The following is a 17,831-nucleotide window of genomic DNA, read 5'->3' on the forward strand; positions in this document are numbered from 1 at the left end:
GCTTATAATGCCGGTGTCTCGGCCTCCGGTTCATGACGAACCAGCATCCCGTAGATTTCGTCCTTGAGCCGCATCCGCTTCTTCCTGAGGTCTTCCATATGGAAGTCGTCGAGCGGCTCTATATTTGTTTCAGCGCGATGAACTTGCCGGTTGATTTCGTGATAGGCATCGAACAATCGAACGAAATGGCCGTCCGTTTCCTTCAAATGCCGCATCAGAGTCACAAATTCCGGAAATTCCTCTGCCAGTTCATGCGGAGTGTTGGACATGATCTTTCCCCCTTCAAGGTTGCAAGATCATTTTAAACCCGCCGCATGGTCGTTCCTTGATTCCAATCAACCCGCGTTACGGTCCATGCTTTCCCTTCACAGGCCCAGCATCATCCGCACCACAGGCTCCAGACCGCGCCCGATGGCGCGGGTATTGTCAGCATCGAGATGAATGCCATCCATCGGCGTGGTCTTGGCCACCGAACCGGCATCGAAAAAGCCACAACCCAGTTCATCCGCCGCATCGCGGTACATGCTGGCCAGCATTCCACCTTCCTCGATGGAATGATTGAACATCGCCCCGAACATCACATTTGCGGTTTCGCGGATCGGCGGCGGCGAAACAATCAGCACATCCGGGCCTTCGAAATCAAAACCCCAGTCATGCTGATGGACCAGCTTGACCAACCGCTTGATGCCAGACGTCGCGCCAATCGCCGTTCCCTGAATACCGCGCTTCAGATCATTGGTGCCTAGCATCAGGATCACCAGATCCAGCGGCTTGTGGGTTTCAAGAATGCTCGGCAACAGCCTCACACCATTGCGATCACAATCCGCAAGATGATCGTCATAAGCAGTCGTGCGCCCATTCAAACCCTCGGCAATCACCCGAACGCCATGACCAAGCGCTTTTTGCAACACGCTGGTCCAGCGGTCCTCATGGGCGTGACGGCCAAGGGCGACTGGGTCGTATCCCCAGGTCAGACTGTCGCCGTATGCGAGAATGGTTTTCATCTATTGAACCCTCCCTGACGGCCTTTGTAAGCGACCAAACCCCAGTGACTAAAAAGTAGTACCGTTCCGGAAATAAGCATTGCTAATAAATACGGAAGGTCTTGGCGGAAAGCTGCTGCCTCAAAAGATACGAAAAGCAACGCAGTCAAACCAACAACAAACGCCACAAAAAGCACTGTCATCGAGAGATGAAAGACACCAACGCTAAAACGAAGCGACGCACAAGATACGACATATGCAACAGCAGCCATTGGCAGCAAATTGAAACACACCAGAAACAGGTCCTGAGGGGGAGGAGGGCTACTACCTTCACCTCCCCTTGGAGCTAAGCTTCCCAAATATAGATTGAAGGCGAGAAAACCTGAGATAACGCCAACAATCGTTGCATAGAAGCTTGTCCTAAGACACCTCTTCATCGACTGCCCTCGAGACATCAGGTTATCTGCCACCATCCTCTTGAGGCCTACTACACCAGCATGCCCATCGGGTTTTCGATGTAGCGTTTGAACGCACCGAGAAGTTCGGCACCCAAGGCTCCATCGACCGCACGGTGGTCGGTGGACAGCGTGACGGTCATGACATTGGCGATTTTCATTTCGCCCTTCTTCACGACAACGCGCTCTTCACCAGCGCCGACTGCCAGAATGGTGGCATGCGGCGGGTTGACCACGGCGGCAAAGTTCTTGACGCCCATCATGCCCATGTTGGAGACCGCTGTTGTGCCGCCCTGATATTCCTCAGGCTTCAGCTTGCGGCTCTTGGCGCGTGCGCCCAGATCCTTCATTTCGTTGGAAATGGCGGACAGGCTCTTCAACTCGGCCTGGCGGATGATCGGGGTGATCAGGCCGCCCGGGATCGACACAGCCACGCCGACATCGGCATGCTTGTGCTTGACCATGTTGGTGTCGGTCCACGAAACATTGGCATCTGGCACATCGCGCAGAGCCAGCGCCATGGCCTTGATGACCATATCGTTGACCGAGAGCTTGTAGACCGGCTTGCCGTCCTTTTCAGCGGCTGCACCATTGAGCTGGGCGCGAAGGGCCAGCAGGGCATCCAGTTCGCAATCCACGGAAACGTAGAAATGCGGAATGGTTTGCTTCGATTCCTGCAAGCGCTTGGCGATGGTCTTGCGCATGCCGTCATGCGGCACCAGCTCGTAGGAGCCTTCGGCAAACAGCTTGAGCACAGCATCGTCAGACATGCCCTTGGCCAGCGCCGGAGCAGGTGCTGCGCCAGACGCCGCAGGAGCGGCGGCAGGCTTGGCACCGCCGGTGCTGACGGCCTTTTCGACGTCGCTCTTTACCACCCGGCCCTTCGGCCCGGTGCCGGAAATCGCCTTGAGATCAAGACCGGCTTCCTTGGCGAGACGACGGGCGAGTGGCGACGAGAATACCCGGTCACCGGATGCGGCTGCCGGAGCAGCGGCCTGAGGGGCAGCTTGGGGGGCCGCAGCAGGAGCATCTGCCTTGGCTGCGGGAGCTTCGGCCTTTGGAGCTTCCTCCTTGGGTGCCTCAGCCTTTGCCGGAGCGGATGCACCGCCACCCGCCGCAGCAGCCGACACATCCTCGCCTTCAGCGGCGAGAATGGCGATCAGCGCATTGACCTTGACGCCTTCGGTGCCAGCGGGAACGACGATTTTGGCAACGACGCCTTCATCGACCGCTTCCACTTCCATGGTTGCCTTGTCGGTTTCAATCTCGGCGATCACGTCGCCGGACTTGACGGTGTCGCCTTCCTTGACCAGCCACTTGGCCAGATTGCCCTCTTCCATCGTGGGAGAGAGGGCCGGCATGGTGATATTGATCGGCATATGCCTCGCCTCCCCTTATTTGTAGCAGACGGATTTAACGGCCTGGACCACTTCGCCGACATTCGGCAGAGCGAGCTTTTCAAGGTTGGCCGCGTAAGGCATCGGCACGTCCTTGCCAGCCACGGTCAGAACAGGCGCATCGAGGTAATCGAAAGCTTCGCGCTGAATGCGGTTGGCAACGAAATCGCCCACGGACGACTGCGGATAACCTTCTTCCACCACGACCAGACGACCGGTCTTCTTGACCAATTCGATTACTGTTGGCAGATCCATCGGACGGATGGTGCGCAGGTCGATCAGCTCGACATCGATGCCAAGCTTGGTCAGCTCTTCCACGGCCTTGGTCGCATAGGTCATGCCAATGCTCCAGGACACGACGGTGACATCCTTGCCGGACTTGTGAATGCGTGCCTTGCCAATCGGCAGCACGAAATCATCCAGCTTCGGCACATCGAAGCTCTGACCGTAGAGAATTTCGTTTTCGAGGAAGACCACCGGGTTCGGATCGCGGATCGCCGCTTTCAGCAGGCCCTTGGCATCGGCTGCCGTGTAAGGCGAGATGACCTTCAGACCGGGGATCTGGCTATACCATGCGGCATAATCCTGGCTGTGCTGGGCGCCAACGCGAGCCGCAGCGCCGTTCGGACCACGGAACACGATGGGCGCGCCCATCTGACCGCCGGACATGTAAAGCGTCTTGGCAGCCGAGTTGATGATCTGGTCAATCGCCTGCATGGCGAAGTTGAAGGTCATGAACTCAACGATCGGACGCAGTCCTGCCATGGCGGCGCCCACGGCCACACCGGCAAAACCATGCTCGGTAATGGGAGTGTCAACCACGCGACGGTCGCCGAATTCGGCAAGCAGGCCCTGGGTGATCTTGTAGGCACCCTGGTATTCCGCCACTTCCTCACCGATGATGAATACATCGTCATTGGCGCGCATTTCTTCGGCCATGGCTTCGCGCAGTGCTTCACGCACGGTCATCGATACCATTTCCGTTCCGGCCGGAATGGACGGATCGCTGGCAGCGCTTGAAATCGGCTGAGCCGGAACAGGCGCGGAAGCAGAACCGGTCTCGGTCGGCTTTTCTTCCTGCGGCACGGCAGGGGCTGCGGGCGCCGCTGCGCTTTCAGCCTTGGGAGCCGAAATGTCGGACGCGCTTTCGCCATCCTGCAACAGCACGGCAATCGGCGTGTTGACCTTGACATTCTGGGTTCCGGCTTCGATCAGCAGCTTGCCGATCACGCCTTCATCCACGGCTTCCACTTCCATGGTTGCCTTGTCGGTTTCGATTTCGGCGATCACGTCGCCGGATTTTACGCTATCGCCTTCGGCTTTCAGCCACTTGGACAGCGTGCCTTCCTCCATTGTCGGAGACAGGGCGGGCATGAGAATATCGACTGGCATGGGCTAACCCTCCCTCTCGCTTACAACAGGATGTCGGTGTAGAGCTCGGATGCATCCGGCTCCGGATCGGCTTGGGCGAAATCGGCGCTGTCGGCGACGATGTCGCGCACGTCCTTGTCGATCAGCTTGAGATCGTCTTCGTTGGCCCAACCCTTTTCCAGGAGACGCAGCCGGACCTGTTCGATCGGGTCATGCTCGGAGCGCATTTTCTGCACTTCGTCCTTGGAGCGGTATTTGGCCGGGTCGGACATGGAGTGACCGCGGTAGCGATAGGTTTCCATTTCCAGGATGACCGGGCCCTTGCCGGCGCGGCAATGCTCGACAGCCTGCACGGCAGCCGCCTTGACGGCCCGCACATCCATGCCATCCACCTTGAAGCCGGGGATGTTGAAGGACACGCCGCGCTGGGAGAAATCCGTCTGCGCCGAGGCGCGGGCAACGGACGTACCCATGGCATAACGGTTGTTTTCGATCACATAGATCACCGGCAGGTTCCACAGGCGCGCCATGTTGAAGCTCTCATAGACCTGGCCCTGGTTGGCCGCGCCATCGCCGAAATAGGCGAGAGAGACATTGTCATTGCCGCGATACTTATTGGCGAAGGCCAGACCCGTGCCGAGCGACACCTGGGCGCCGACGATGCCGTGGCCACCGTAGAAATGCTTCTCCTTGGAGAACATGTGCATGGAGCCGCCCTTGCCCTTCGACAAGCCGCCGCGACGTCCGGTCAGTTCGGCCATCACACCGCGTGCACTCATGCCGCAAGCCAGCATATGGCCGTGGTCACGATAGCCGGTAATAACCTGATCGCCGAGCTTCAGCGCCATCTGCATGCCGACAACGACAGCTTCCTGGCCTATGTAGAGGTGACAGAAACCGCCGATGAAGCCCATGCCGTAAAGCTGACCGGCCTTTTCCTCGAAGCGGCGGATCAGAAGCATTTCGCGATAGGCTTTCAGTTCCTTTTCGCGGTCAAATTCTTCAATCGTCCCAACAGCGAAATCGCCTTTTGCAGGCTTTGCTGCCGGTTTGCGGCCTGAAGCAGTCGCGTTTTTGCGCGGTGCCATTCATCCCTCCCTGAGTTGTGTAAGGGTTTTTGATTGGCACACACCATATGCAAGAATGGGACAGGCCGCAATGCATTAAATGCATGCCTTCCATTCCGTATAAACACCAGATTTTTAATAATTTTTTGCGATTAACTTGATTTCAGTTAATCAACAATCCCCTAAATATGACGGGCATTGTCGCGAATGGAATGATTCACACTAGCGATTGAAAATGACGATCTCGTCGGGGCGCGACATATTCAGCTGATAGCGGGCTTTTTCATCGATCATATCGCGTTCAAGCGAGCCGTCGCTGAGCAGTTTTACTTGCGTTTCCAGCTTCTTGCGGTCGTGAATGAGCGCCGCCAGCTCCTTGCTCCGCTCAGCCCGCACGACATCGAAATGCTCGCCGGCCTTCAACCCGTAATCGCCATGAATGCTGTGATAGCCGAAATAGCCGATAAAGGCGATGGTGACGGCGGGAAGGACCAGGCGTCCAAATTTACGGTTCTTATGGTGACGTGTCCACATTCTCGATTTGGCCTTGCAACGCACAACATCTTTGCATCGACATTAGAGCCATTTGCTTAACCGAGTATTGACCTTGTTGCGAAAAAGTTCAGCCGCTGCTCAATGCAAAAGCCCGCACCGTTTGCACAGCGCGGGCTTGAGTGAAAAATCGTTGCGGAACAACCAGCTCCGCTCGCCGGATCAGGCCTTCAGAATGGACGTACCGGCATAAGCGGCCTGCGGTCCAAGCAGTTCCTCGATACGGATCAGCTGGTTGTACTTGGCCAGCCGGTCGGAGCGCGACAGCGAGCCGGTCTTGATCTGTCCGCAATTGGTGGCAACCGACAGGTCGGCAATGATCGAGTCTTCGGTTTCGCCCGAACGATGCGACATGACGGCGGTATAGGCAGCCTTGTGCGCGATCTCAACCGCATCCAGGGTTTCCGACAGCGAACCGATCTGGTTGACCTTGACGAGGATCGAGTTGGCGACACCCATGCGAATACCGTCGCGCAGGCGGGCGGAATTGGTGACGAACAGATCGTCGCCAACCAGCTGGGTCGTCGCACCGATCTTGTCGGTCAGATATTTCCAGCCGTCCCAATCGTCTTCAGCCATACCGTCTTCGATGGAGATGATCGGATATTTGGCAGCCAGCTCAGCCAGATAGTCAGCCATGGCTTCCGGCTCCAGCGTGCGGCCTTCGCCTTCCATAACGTATTTGCCGTCCTTGAAGAATTCGGTCGAAGCGCAGTCAAGCGCCAGATACATGTCTTCGCCCGGACGATAACCAGCCTTCTCAATCGATTTCATGATGAAATCAAGTGCTTCCGGCGCACTCTTCAAGCCCGGTGCGAAGCCGCCTTCATCGCCGACATTGGTGTTAAAGCCCTGCGCCGAGAGTTCCTTCTTCAGCGTATGGAACACTTCCGAGCCCATGCGCACGGCGTCACGGATATTCTCCGCACCGACAGGCATGATCATGAATTCCTGGAAGTCGATCGGATTGTCGGCATGTGCGCCGCCATTGATGATGTTCATCATTGGCACAGGCAGGATGCGGGCATTCGGACCACCGACATAGCGATAGAGCGGCAGGCCGGAGGCTTCTGCAGCCGCCTTGGCAACGGCCAGCGACACGCCGAGAATGGCATTGGCACCGAGGCGCGACTTGTTTGGCGTGCCGTCCAGCTCGCGCATGATCGTGTCGATCTGGATCTGGTTTTCAGCGTCATGGCCGCCGATGGCGTCATAGATTTCGCTGTTGACGGCTTCGACCGCCTTTTCGACGCCCTTGCCCAGATAACGTGTGCCGCCATCGCGCAGCTCAACGGCTTCATGGGCGCCGGTGGAAGCGCCCGACGGAACTGCAGCGCGGCCCATGCTGCCATCTTCCAGATAGACATCGACTTCGACGGTCGGATTGCCGCGGCTGTCGAGAATCTCGCGGGCAATAATGTCGGTAATAGCGGTCATGGTCACTCCCTGCTGTAAAGGCTGAACAAGGCTCTGTTCGCCCTGTCTTAGCCGATGAATTGAAAATTACAATGACATGGTCCGGGCCTTCAGGCGGCCTTGGTGACGGCGTCGAACGCCAGCAGTTTTTCCAGCAAGCGCTCAAGGTCCTTCAGGTAAACCATATTGGGACCGTCGGACGGCGCATTGTCAGGGTCCTGATGCGATTCGATGAACAGACCCGCGACACCAACCGCAACGGCTGCACGTGCCAGCGTTTCCACAAATTCGCGCTGGCCACCGGTCGAGCCGCCCTGCCCGCCCGGCTGCTGTACCGAGTGCGTGGCATCGAAAATCACCGGTGCGCCCATGCCTGCCATGATCGGCAGCGAGCGCATGTCGGAGACCAGCGTATTATAGCCGAAGGAAGCGCCGCGCTCACAGAGCATGACATTGGGGTTACCGGACAATGTGATCTTTTCCATCACGTTCTTCATGTCCCAGGGCGCCAGAAACTGGCCCTTCTTGACATTGATCGCCCGCCCGGTCTTTGCCGCCGCCACAAGAAGATCGGTCTGACGGCACAGAAAAGCCGGGATCTGCAAAACGTCAACCACTTCAGCCACTTCGGCGCACTGGTCTTCGCTGTGAATGTCGGTCAGGACCGGAAAGCCGAATTCCTTTTTAAGGTCGGCAAAGATTGCCAGTCCCTGCTCGATGCCGATGCCGCGCCCGGCCTTCAGCGAGGTGCGGTTTGCCTTGTCGAAGGAAGATTTGTAGATGAGGCCAATGCCGAGCTTGTCGCAGATTTCCTTGATCCCGCCCGCCATCATGAAAGCGTGCTCGCGGCTTTCCATCTGGCAGGGACCACAGATCAGCGAAATTTTCGCGCTGTTGGAGAAAGAGACCGTCTTGGCGCCTTCGCCAATGGTGACGGTTGCATTCGGCAGGGCGGAAGCGGTCATGGCGTATTCTCCTCAAACAGAAAGGCAACGCCTTGTCCGGGCGCAGCCGGGACGGTAATGCCGCCCGCTAGTCTCTCATGGGCAACGCCATTAGCAGCCAGAACCGTCGCTGTCACCTCAAGATCGGCAACCGTAAACACCAGTGCCTCTGCCACCAGGGCCTTGTTCTTCGTCTCTCCGGAAATGATTTCCATCGACAGGTTTGCTGCGTCGAAGGCCAACCCATTGGTGGTTTGCCTGCCTTCGGCACCAAACACCGTCTTCCACCATCCGGCATAACGGGCCGGCTGGGGCGCATAGAAAAACACCCGCCTTAGTCCTGTCACGCCATTGGCATGGCTTTCAAGCGCGCTGCGATCAGCGGGAAGCGGATCGACCCGCTCGCAGGTAAACAGGAAGAACGGCTCCACTTCCCGGGCTGCAAAGGCTAGTCTGAAACTGGCCACCGTTTCGCTGCCATCCGGCAGCCTTACAGGCCGCGAAAATTGCAGCATTTTGCCGCCCTTCATTCCGGCAGCGACAAACGTTTCATGGTCGGCGCGGGCATCTTTGGACGCCGTGACGATGGCCGAGACGCCCTCGTCATGCACTTGCCGGAATATCCGGTCATGCACCAGAAACGCATTACCTTCAGCATAGGCCGCATCGACAGCAGTGCTGTCGCCGATGGCCAGCGGTTCGAGATAGATCCCATTGGCCAGGAATACACATGCATTGACCGTGCCGAACGGATGGCGCCCATCCGGCGCAACCGTAAAGCCAAGAGCAGTCAGGCGGCTTCGCGCCGCCTCCAGCGTTTCTACAGATAGCACCAGATGATCGACAAGGCGGGCATTTGCGTTCGACATTTTAAAAAACTCACTGTGGAGCGGTGGTGTCAGGTTACGGCGACCTTAATGCGCCATATATTGTGAACTAAGCTTTATATCTGCTGCATAATTTCTCCTTAAACCGCAATCGGTCTAAGGAATGACGCAGTAAAGCTCGAAGATATGAACCACATCTTCGAGCTTTGAAGGCATTGCAAAAGGCATACGAACTGCCGATCGTCAACGATATCGGTACTAGTTGGTATCGAACTTCGGCGGCGTAAAATCAAGCAGGTCGCGGCGATAGGTCTCCACCACCATGCTGATCGGCGTTCCATCCGGCACGCTGAGCAATGCTTTGTGCTGAAGAACGTATTCAGGCACCGACAAGGGATTGCCGCTTGCCGATGGCACCGCGCTGCCCATTTCCCATCCGTCCGGTAATGGCTTCCACAACAGCTCTGCAGACATCGTATGCCGCTGGAAATGCAGCGGCTGCACCACGCGGCCAAACGCACCATCCGTCGTGTCGAGCACCTTATTCATGTCATCGGTCAGCCTGGCCGGTACATACCAGTTGTCGGCTTCAGACAGGATACGGTCACCGCATTTCAGCCGCACCCGGCGATAGCCGACCTTGTCACCATCCGCGACCTTCAGAGCAGCGCGAATTTCGCCCGTGGCGGGCTTGTCGACATCCTTGACCCGTTCGGCTGTGATTTTTGCTCCATCCGCCAGCTTATGAGTGCTGCACCAGCGGTCCAGCGTCAGCGTGGCACTGTCATGGCTCAGCAGGTCAGCATTCAGCGTTTGCAATACGGCCAATGCCTGTAACCGCGACACGGGCGTATCCGGCCAGGAGGCAGGCGCGGCAGCAAGGCTGAAAGACGAAACGGTCATGGCGGCAACCACAGCTGGCAGGAATAACAAACGCATGCAAGCTCCTGAAATAGAAGGAAAAACTCTAACGGAAAGTTGGGTGGACATCAGCATGAAAACATGACGGAGAGATGACCGCATTCCGACATTTCGATGTCACCGGTAGAGCTGCGGCGGCTTGCGCTCGAACGTCTTCATCCCGCATTTCCAGCCCGCCATCGCAGGCGCAATCGTTGCCACGGCCTCGGCACCGGAGACGGCATCAAACAGGACGAGATCCGCGGCAGCCCCGACCTTCAGCTGTTCATCCAGCCCCATCAGCCGGGCCGGATAGCGGGTGATCATCTCGAAGACCTTGTTCAGATCATCAGGCGTCGCCAGTTGGGCAACATTAGCGTAGAGATTGGCCATGCGCATCAGCGAGACGTCGCCAAACGGCGTAAACGGGTTAAGGACATTATTGGTCGAGATAGTGACATTCACCCCCTGGCGGGCCAGAAGATGTGCCGGAGCAATGCCCCTTGGGCAAAGATGATCGATATCCCGGCCGGTCAGAAACAAATCGGTAGCAGGCAGCACCGTCACCGTAATCCCCGCCTCGGCCAATTGCTTTGCCACACGCTCCACCTCATCGGGAGGAATTGCAGAAAGCTTGGTGACATGGCCAACGGACACCTTGCCTTGGTAACCCCGCGCCAACGTCTGAGTAATGACCGTCGGCAGGTTGGACCCGGAAGGATCGAGATCGAAATCGAGATGGAAATCAACAGGCACATCGAAGCGCTGGGCCAGTGTGAAAATGCGAGAAATATGCTCGGCGGGCCGAGGGTCCGTGTAAGGGCAACCACCAATCAGATCGGCTCCTTGCGACAAGGCGATTTCCAGCATCCGCTCGGTTTCCGGCTCATTGGTCAACCCTTCCTGGGCAAAGGCGCAGATTTCGATATCGACCAGATGGGCGTAATCTGCCTTCAGCTTGCGGATCGCCGAAAACGACCGGAAACCGGCGCGCGGATCGATTTCCACGAAGGTCCTGATCCGGGTCGTGCCTTGGACGATGGCCCGTTCCACGACATCGGCGGCGCGGGCATAGACATCTTCCTCGGTAAAGGCCTGCTTGGCTTTCGAGGTCTCCGACACGGCTTCCGCCAGCGTTCCGTTACACACCCGGCAGCGCCCGATGATCCCTGCCTTGTCGAGATGAAGATGGGTTTCAATCAACCCGGCGCAGACCAACCGGCCTGCCGCATCCTCCTGCGGCGCATCGCAACGAAAATCCGCTTCCAGCGCAACGATTCGCCCCGCCTTGAAGGCGATGTCCAGCGGCTGCGCCAACAATGGCAGCCTGGCGCGGCGCAACACGAAATCAATCGCCATGCGTTTTCGTTTTCCTTTCCGGCTGGCAATCATCCAGCCACCGTCTCTGCCGCACGAAATCTCTTTTCATCCGCAAGCGATATCCCATGGCCACAATATCTAATGGATTGGCGACCGTCACGAGGCGACGAGATTACCGTTGCTGGCAATCAGTACACCCGCCTTGAACACCATGCGCTCCATCGGACGCACCGCCACGGCTTCGGCAATGGAGGCGACCGGCAAGATAATGAAATCGGCTGGGCTCCCTTTGCCGAGTGCCGCACTGCTGCGTCCTAAAACCTCAGCCGAAAGGGTACTGACCAGCGCGAAGGCATGTTCAAGATCGGCATCGGCGCGAAAATTCTGCCGGTCGCAGAGAATGCTCGCCCGCTCCAAAAGATCGCCATTGCCAAGCGGCGACCAGGCATCGCGGATATTGTCATTGCCGGAAAATACCCGCACGCCCGCAGCCTTCAGCCGCTTGATCGGCGGCATACTGGTATCGCCAGGACCGATGGTCATGATCGCCACATCGGCGCGTGCCAGCGCTTCCGCTGTGCGCCCGAAATCCATATCGTCCAGCGCGCCCAGGCAATAGGCATGGCTGACGGCGCATTTACCCTGAAGACCATGCGCTAAAGCCCGTTTGGCGATCTGACGGATTTCGAAAGCGCCAAGCGGACCCGGATCGTGCAGATGCAGATCCACTCCGACGCCGTAACGCCCGGCGATGGCAAAAATTGCGTTGAGGTGGCCAGTAATGTCATCGTCTATTCCAGCCGGGTCGAGACCACCGATCAGGTCCGCACCCGCCTTGACCGCCTGCTCCAGCAGATCGGCAGTGCCGGGATCGGCCAAGACGCCGGACTGTGGAAACGCCACCGTCTGAATATCGACCAGATGACCATGGCTTTGCTTGAGGGACAATATGGCTTCCAGCCCGGCCAACCCGACTTCCGTATCGATATCGGCATGACTGCGGCAGGCGACGGTGCCATAGGCGGCCATTTTTTCCAGCAGCTTGCCGCCGCGTACTTCGACTGGCAAGGGCAAGGAGCGGCGGAGCGCCTTTTCTGCCCGGATTCGCTCGGCGACCGAGCCACCGGGAATATGGGGAATGAACGGCATGCCGATCAGCGTCTTGTCGAGATGTACATGACCATCGACCAGGCCCGGCAGGACCAGACCGCCGCGCGCATCGATGCGCGGCTTTTCCGTTGAAACGCCCTCACCCACGGCTGGACCGATCGCGGCAATGGCATGGCCAGCAATAACGATATCGACCGGCTCACCGAGACCATTGCGGGCATTGAAAACGACGAGGGTGGCGCTCATGGAAGGATCGGCTTTCCAACAGACGGGCAAACAGACAGATAAAATGCGGGTCGGATCATGGCGTATTTCCTGGCCGAACACGAGGTTTAAAGCAAAGTCAGGATTGCGGTAATTTGGTGTTCCGTGTCAGGCTTGGACTTGATTATTCCCCGCCTCTTGCCGGAACGTACCCATGCCCTCGTCATCTCACCCAACTTCCCAAACGACACACGCTGCTTCTGGCCCTGACACTGGAATGGTCACCAGCCCGCATCCGCTGGCAAGCGCCGCCGGATTGGCCGTTCTGGAGCGCGGCGGCACGGCAGCGGAAGCGGCCATCGCCATGGCCAGCACCATTGCCGTCGTCTACCCGCATTTCTGCGGCCTGGGCGGCGACTCGGTCTGGATTATGGCCGATAGGCAGGGCCGCCAGACCTGTTTTATTGGAATCGGTCAAGCAGCGGAAAAACTGCCTGATTTTACCGGCGACAGTATTCCGCTGCGCGGTCCGCTTTCAACCCTGACCACCGCCGCCACCGTCGATGCCTGGGAGGCCGTTCACCGCTATTCGGGGGAGTATTGGGGTGGAAAACAGCTGTTCGGCGATCTGTTGCAGGATGCCATTCATCATGCGCATCAGGGGTTTCCGGTTAGTCGCTCGCAAGGCTTCTGGCTCGATATGCGCAAGGACGTGCTTGGCGATTGGTCAGGCTTCATCAACCTGTTTTTCAACAATGGACGACCCTTTGCTCCGGGAGAGATCTTTCGCCAGCCAGAGCTTGCCCGCTCCCTGGAGGATATTGCCAGCCATGGCGCGCGCAGTTTTTACCAAGGCACGCTTGCCCAGCGCATCGCCGAGGGGCTTCGGGCTGCCGGCTCGCCAATCACCCTTGCCGATCTGGCAGCAACACACACGCGGCAGGTGGAACCGGCGCGCCTATCCTATCGCGGGCTGGAGCTTCTCGCGCCACCGCCGCCGACACAAGGGATATCCACTCTTACGATCATGGGCATTCTCCAGCATTTCGACCTTTCCGCCCTCACCCCTGGCAGTGCGCAGCATCTTCATCTGGTCGTCGAGGCGGTGAAACAAGCTTTCCTGACCCGCGACCAGATCGCCGATCCGGATTTTTCCGATCAACCCGTGCAGCAATGGCTGTCGGCAGAACAATTGCAAAAGGCCGCCAGGGCCATCAATCCAGACCGGGCGCTGGCCTGGCCTCATCCCTACCGAACAGGGGACACGGTGTTCTTCGGCGCAACTGACGCTGCGGGCCAAAGCGTCAGCACGTTGCAAAGCACTTATTTCGACTGGGGCAGCGGCGTTGTCGTCGGCGATACCGGCATTCTCTGGCAAAACCGAGGTGCGGCCTTCTCCCTCGATCCACAAAGCCCCAATTGCCTGCAACCGGGCAAAAGACCGTTCTACACCCTCAACCCCGGACTTGCCCTGCGCGACGGCGAACCGGCGCTGATCTACGGCACCCAGGGTGCGGACGGCCAGCCACAGACCCTGGCCATGCTGCTGACACGGCTGATCGATTATGCCCAGCCTCCTGCCCAGGCGCTGGCCGGACCACGATTTCTCCTGGGAAAAACGTTTTCCGACAGCCGCGACAGTTTGAAAATTGAGGAAGACTGCGGCCAGGCCGTGCTCGATACGCTGGCCGATCTCGGCCATCAGCTCGCACCCATTGAGCCGCAAAGTCCAATCGCGGGCCAGGCAGGTGTCATCACCATCGCCCCGGATGGCAGTCTGGCAGGCGTTCACGACCCACGTGGCGAGGGTGTGGCGCTCATCGCGTATTGACCAATTGCATAGGGTCATTGATAGGTGATCGTTCGTCTTGATTTTCGCAAGCTGATGATTCATTTGAGAATTTTGCGCTACGCTCAAGGCGAGAATGTAGCAGCATCTCCGAGCCTTGGGACGAGAGCATCCGACAACGATTTGGGACAGAATTGCGGAAACGACTGTTGCGCAAGCAAGATCCTATAGCATCGAACCGGCTTCGGTTTTTACACGATGCTATAGGATACCCAACCGAAAAGGGGGGCTGTTTTCGGTTAGCCCTGTTTTCATCCATCTGGAGATGTGTCAACGACTTTTACGTTTTCTAACAAAATTCAGAGAATTTCAGTGTCTCGCAGAAACAGTGAAACTCTCTATCTATTTGTTTTTACGCATTTTCGGACAAACACGCAAAGGCCAAGCTACCGCCCAGGTTTGCCGGTTTTTCCCTTGGTGCGTGTCTTGCGTTTCTGATCTCCGGCATCTTCGTAGGAACCGGCCCCGGATTTGGCGCGGATGATCGGACGGGGATCGTCCGTTTTGGCATCGCCGCTTTTCGGGCCGGGCTTTTCGGGAAGCTTGCCGGGAATAGGTTTTTCCGTCCGACCGACCGTCATTTCATCCAGGCTGTTCTTGCGAAACAGCGGCTTGGCCGTGTCCGTGCCGGGGCCCATGTCATCCAGGGATGGTTTGGCGAAATAGGAGCCGATGTCACTAGAATTGTCTGCTGCAACGCCAGCGGACTGGCCGGACCCGGCTTGCTCTTGCGCCCGGGCCGCTGCCTTTTCGCCGGGATCGCCCATGCTGGCCAGCTCGACCTCCTTCAAACGCTTGATTTCGTCGCGCAAACGAGCTGCGGTTTCGAAATCGAGGTCGGCGGCGGCATCCCGCATCTGTTTTTCCAGCGCCGAAAGATGGGCCTGGAGATTGTTGCCAACCAGATGACCACCAGCGGCAAAGCCTTTGCCGCTCGCCCCGGAAATATCGGCGCGGACATGGTCACGCTCGTAGACCGAATCGAGAATGTCGGAAATCTTCGCCTTGACCGATTCGGGCGTGATGCCGTGTTCAAGATTGTAAGCCACCTGCTTTTCCCGGCGACGCGACGTTTCGTCCATGGCGCGCCGCATGGAGCCAGTGATCTGGTCGGCGTAGAGAATGACCTTGCCATCGACATTACGCGCCGCGCGGCCAATCGTCTGGATCAGCGAAGTCTCGGAGCGCAGGAAGCCTTCCTTGTCGGCATCGAGAATGGCGACGAAGCCGCATTCGGGAATGTCCAGACCTTCGCGCAGCAGGTTGATACCAACCAGCACGTCGAAGGCGCCGAGCCTGAGATCGCGCAGGATTTCGATGCGTTCCAGCGTGTCGATATCCGAATGCATATAGCGCACCCGCACGCCCTGCTCGTGCAGATATTCCGTCAGATCCTCGGCCATGCGCTTGGTCAGCACCGTCACCAGCGTACGGTAGCCCTTCAGCGAGGTTTCCTTGATCTCACCCAGCACGTCATCGACCTGGGTCTTGGCGGAGCGCACTTCGACCGGCGGATCGATCAGGCCGGTCGGGCGAATGACCTGCTCGGCAAACACGCCGCCCGATTGTTCAAGCTCCCAACTGCCGGGTGTCGCCGAAACCGCGACGGTTGGCGGACGCATGGCGTCCCATTCCTCAAACCGCAGCGGCCGGTTATCCATGCAGGACGGCAGCCGGAAACCGTATTCGGCCAGCGTCGCCTTACGCCTGAAGTCGCCACGATACATGCCGCCAATCTGACTGACGGAGACATGGCTTTCATCGATAAACAACAAGGCGTTATCGGGAATATATTCGAACAGGGTCGGCGGCGGCTCGCCCGGCGCACGGCCTGTCAGATAGCGGGAATAGTTTTCAATGCCCGCACAGGAGCCAGTCGCTTCCATCATTTCGATATCGTAGCGGGTGCGCTGCTCCAACCTTTGCGCCTCCAGCAGACGCCCGCCCTTTTCCAGCTCGGCCAGCCGCTGCTTCAGCTCTTCCTTGATCGCCTTGATCGCCCCGTTCAGCGTCGGGCGCGGCGTGACATAGTGCGAATTGGCATAGATCTTCACCGATTTCATATCGCCGGTCTTGTGGCCAGTCAGCGGATCGAATTCGGTGATCGCATCGATTTCGTCGCCGAACATCGAAATGCGCCAGGCGGCATCCTCCAAGTGTGCGGGGAAGATTTCGATGGTATCGCCCCGCACCCGGAAAGAGCCGCGCACGAAATTGATGTCCTGCCGCTTGTATTGCTGCGCCACGAGGTCGGCCAGCAATTGCCGCTGGTCGATCCGGTCGCCGACCGACATCTGGAAGGTCATCGCCGTATAGGTTTCGACCGAGCCGATACCGTAGATGCAGGACACCGAGGCGACGATGATACAATCGTCCCGCTCAAGGATGGCGCGGGTGGCGGCGTGGCGCATACGGTCGATCTGTTCGTTGATCGAGCTTTCCTTCTCGATAAACGTATCCGAGCGCGGCACATAGGCTTCCGGCTGGTAGTAATCGTAGTAGGAAACGAAATATTCCACCGCATTGTCGGGAAAAAAATGTTTGAATTCCGAATAGAGCTGGGCCGCCAGCGTCTTGTTCGGCGCCAGAATCACTGCTGGCCGCTGAGTCGCCTCGATCACCTTGGCCATGGTGAAGGTCTTGCCGGAACCGGTCACGCCGAGCAGGACCTGACTGCGCTCCCCGGCATCGATGCCTTCCACCAGATCCTTGATCGCCGTTGGCTGGTCGCCCGCCGGTTGGTAGTCCGACACCATGCGGATCGGGATTCCCCCCTCGGACTTTTCCGGCCTGGCCGGGCGATGTGGCGCCCAGATCTTGCCACCCTTGAAAAGTGGATTGCCGCTTTCGATCAGCGCCGACAGCGCCTCCACGGTCGCCGTCACAGCGCCTGGGGCAAGGCTTTGCGCCTCTTCCAGCGACGTATCCATGCCAGACACCGGGTTAAGACCGGCAGCCGCGCGCGTGGCCGGATCGGAAGATGCGCCGATGGATACACCTCGGGAGGTGCGCATGGCGCTGCCGCCGTCTTCGCTCTTGGCCTTGGCGGTGCGACCGGCCTTTACGGGGTCGGCCCCGGTCTTGCTGCCCGTGCTTTTCTCAAGCGCTATCTTTTCGGCATGTCTGCGCGCTTCGATCTCGATCTTCTTACGGTGCTTGCCAGCCTTGGAGGCGAGTTCCCGTTGGCTTTCGATGCCTCCGGCTTCCGCTTCGGCTTCCAGCTGCTTCACCCAGTCCGCGACACTTCCGCTCAAGGGCGCTCCTTCGAAAGCAGCCTGTGGCGCCTCTTCAAACCCACCAGCGTAAGGCACCCCTGCCTCATCCTGCGATGGGTTATCATTGTTACGGACGGGAGATTTTTTCGGAGATCTGGCCATGGTCCGAATATGGATAAGACCGCAGTCAAAGTGAAGTGCGCCAGACGAAAATCAGAACA

15 protein-coding genes are annotated in these 17,831 nt (G+C 58.3%); 1 reads left to right on the forward strand and 14 read right to left on the reverse strand.

Annotation, left to right across the window (positions count from 1 at the left end):
* Positions 1-2: 2 nt before the first annotated feature.
* The 13 genes from V6582_RS20135 to V6582_RS20195 form a co-directional block, all read right to left on the reverse strand.
* The gene (locus V6582_RS20135) at positions 3-269 is read right to left on the reverse strand and encodes a YdcH family protein (protein WP_070150865.1); all 267 of its coding nucleotides are present in this window, start codon (positions 267-269) and stop codon (positions 3-5) included.
* Positions 270-365: 96 nt separating this feature from the next.
* Positions 366-1,004 (reverse strand): SGNH/GDSL hydrolase family protein, encoded by a 639-nt coding sequence (locus V6582_RS20140; protein ID WP_156634026.1) that lies wholly within the window; start codon positions 1,002-1,004, stop codon positions 366-368.
* Positions 1,001-1,453, reverse strand: coding sequence for a hypothetical protein (locus tag V6582_RS20145; RefSeq protein WP_156634028.1), 453 nt, complete (start codon positions 1,451-1,453; stop codon positions 1,001-1,003). The genes V6582_RS20140 and V6582_RS20145 overlap by 4 nt, the downstream gene beginning before the upstream one ends.
* 17 nt (positions 1,454-1,470) lie before the next feature.
* Entirely contained in the window at positions 1,471-2,817 is a 1,347-nt protein-coding gene (locus V6582_RS20150; RefSeq protein ID WP_156634030.1) for a pyruvate dehydrogenase complex dihydrolipoamide acetyltransferase, read from the reverse strand.
* Between the two features lie 15 nt (positions 2,818-2,832).
* Positions 2,833-4,227: a pyruvate dehydrogenase complex E1 component subunit beta gene (locus tag V6582_RS20155; RefSeq protein ID WP_349508905.1), complete on the reverse strand. Its 1,395-nt coding sequence runs from the start codon at positions 4,225-4,227 to the stop codon at positions 2,833-2,835.
* A gap of 20 nt (positions 4,228-4,247) precedes the next feature.
* A complete protein-coding gene (pdhA, locus tag V6582_RS20160) occupies positions 4,248-5,294 on the reverse strand; it encodes a pyruvate dehydrogenase (acetyl-transferring) E1 component subunit alpha (RefSeq protein ID WP_156613903.1) in 1,047 nt (348 codons plus the stop codon).
* A 201-nt stretch (positions 5,295-5,495) separates the two neighbouring features.
* Complete coding sequence (locus V6582_RS20165) at positions 5,496-5,807, reverse strand: FtsB family cell division protein (protein ID WP_015915925.1); 312 nt, start codon at positions 5,805-5,807, stop codon at positions 5,496-5,498.
* A 180-nt stretch (positions 5,808-5,987) separates the two neighbouring features.
* Complete coding sequence (eno, locus tag V6582_RS20170) at positions 5,988-7,262, reverse strand: phosphopyruvate hydratase (protein WP_156634033.1); 1,275 nt, start codon at positions 7,260-7,262, stop codon at positions 5,988-5,990.
* Between the two features lie 89 nt (positions 7,263-7,351).
* Positions 7,352-8,206: a 3-deoxy-8-phosphooctulonate synthase gene (kdsA, locus tag V6582_RS20175; RefSeq protein WP_156634035.1), complete on the reverse strand. Its 855-nt coding sequence runs from the start codon at positions 8,204-8,206 to the stop codon at positions 7,352-7,354.
* Positions 8,203-9,054, reverse strand: coding sequence for a VOC family protein (locus V6582_RS20180; RefSeq protein WP_156634037.1), 852 nt, complete (start codon positions 9,052-9,054; stop codon positions 8,203-8,205). Before V6582_RS20180 ends, kdsA begins: the two co-directional genes overlap by 4 nt.
* Before the next feature lie 216 nt (positions 9,055-9,270).
* Positions 9,271-9,951, reverse strand: a complete 681-nt coding sequence (locus tag V6582_RS20185) for a hypothetical protein (RefSeq protein ID WP_156634039.1) — start codon at positions 9,949-9,951, stop codon at positions 9,271-9,273.
* 99 nt (positions 9,952-10,050) lie between these two features.
* Positions 10,051-11,271, reverse strand: a complete 1,221-nt coding sequence (locus V6582_RS20190) for an amidohydrolase family protein (RefSeq protein ID WP_156634041.1) — start codon at positions 11,269-11,271, stop codon at positions 10,051-10,053.
* Between the two features lie 117 nt (positions 11,272-11,388).
* On the reverse strand, positions 11,389-12,588 hold the full coding sequence (locus V6582_RS20195) for an amidohydrolase (protein WP_156634043.1): 1,200 nt from the start codon (positions 12,586-12,588) through the stop codon (positions 11,389-11,391).
* A gap of 235 nt (positions 12,589-12,823) precedes the next feature.
* Here V6582_RS20195 and V6582_RS20200 point away from each other — a divergent pair, with 235 nt between their 5' ends.
* On the forward strand, positions 12,824-14,377 hold the full coding sequence (locus V6582_RS20200; RefSeq protein WP_156634044.1) for a gamma-glutamyltransferase family protein: 1,554 nt from the start codon (positions 12,824-12,826) through the stop codon (positions 14,375-14,377).
* A 404-nt stretch (positions 14,378-14,781) separates the two neighbouring features.
* Here V6582_RS20200 and uvrB read toward each other — a convergent pair whose 3' ends face one another.
* A complete protein-coding gene (gene uvrB / locus V6582_RS20205; RefSeq protein ID WP_349508906.1) occupies positions 14,782-17,772 on the reverse strand; it encodes an excinuclease ABC subunit UvrB in 2,991 nt (996 codons plus the stop codon).
* Between the last annotated feature and the right edge of the window lie 59 nt (positions 17,773-17,831).

The organism is Agrobacterium vitis (assembly GCF_037039395.1).
Classification (GTDB): domain Bacteria; phylum Pseudomonadota; class Alphaproteobacteria; order Rhizobiales; family Rhizobiaceae; genus Allorhizobium; species Allorhizobium vitis_E.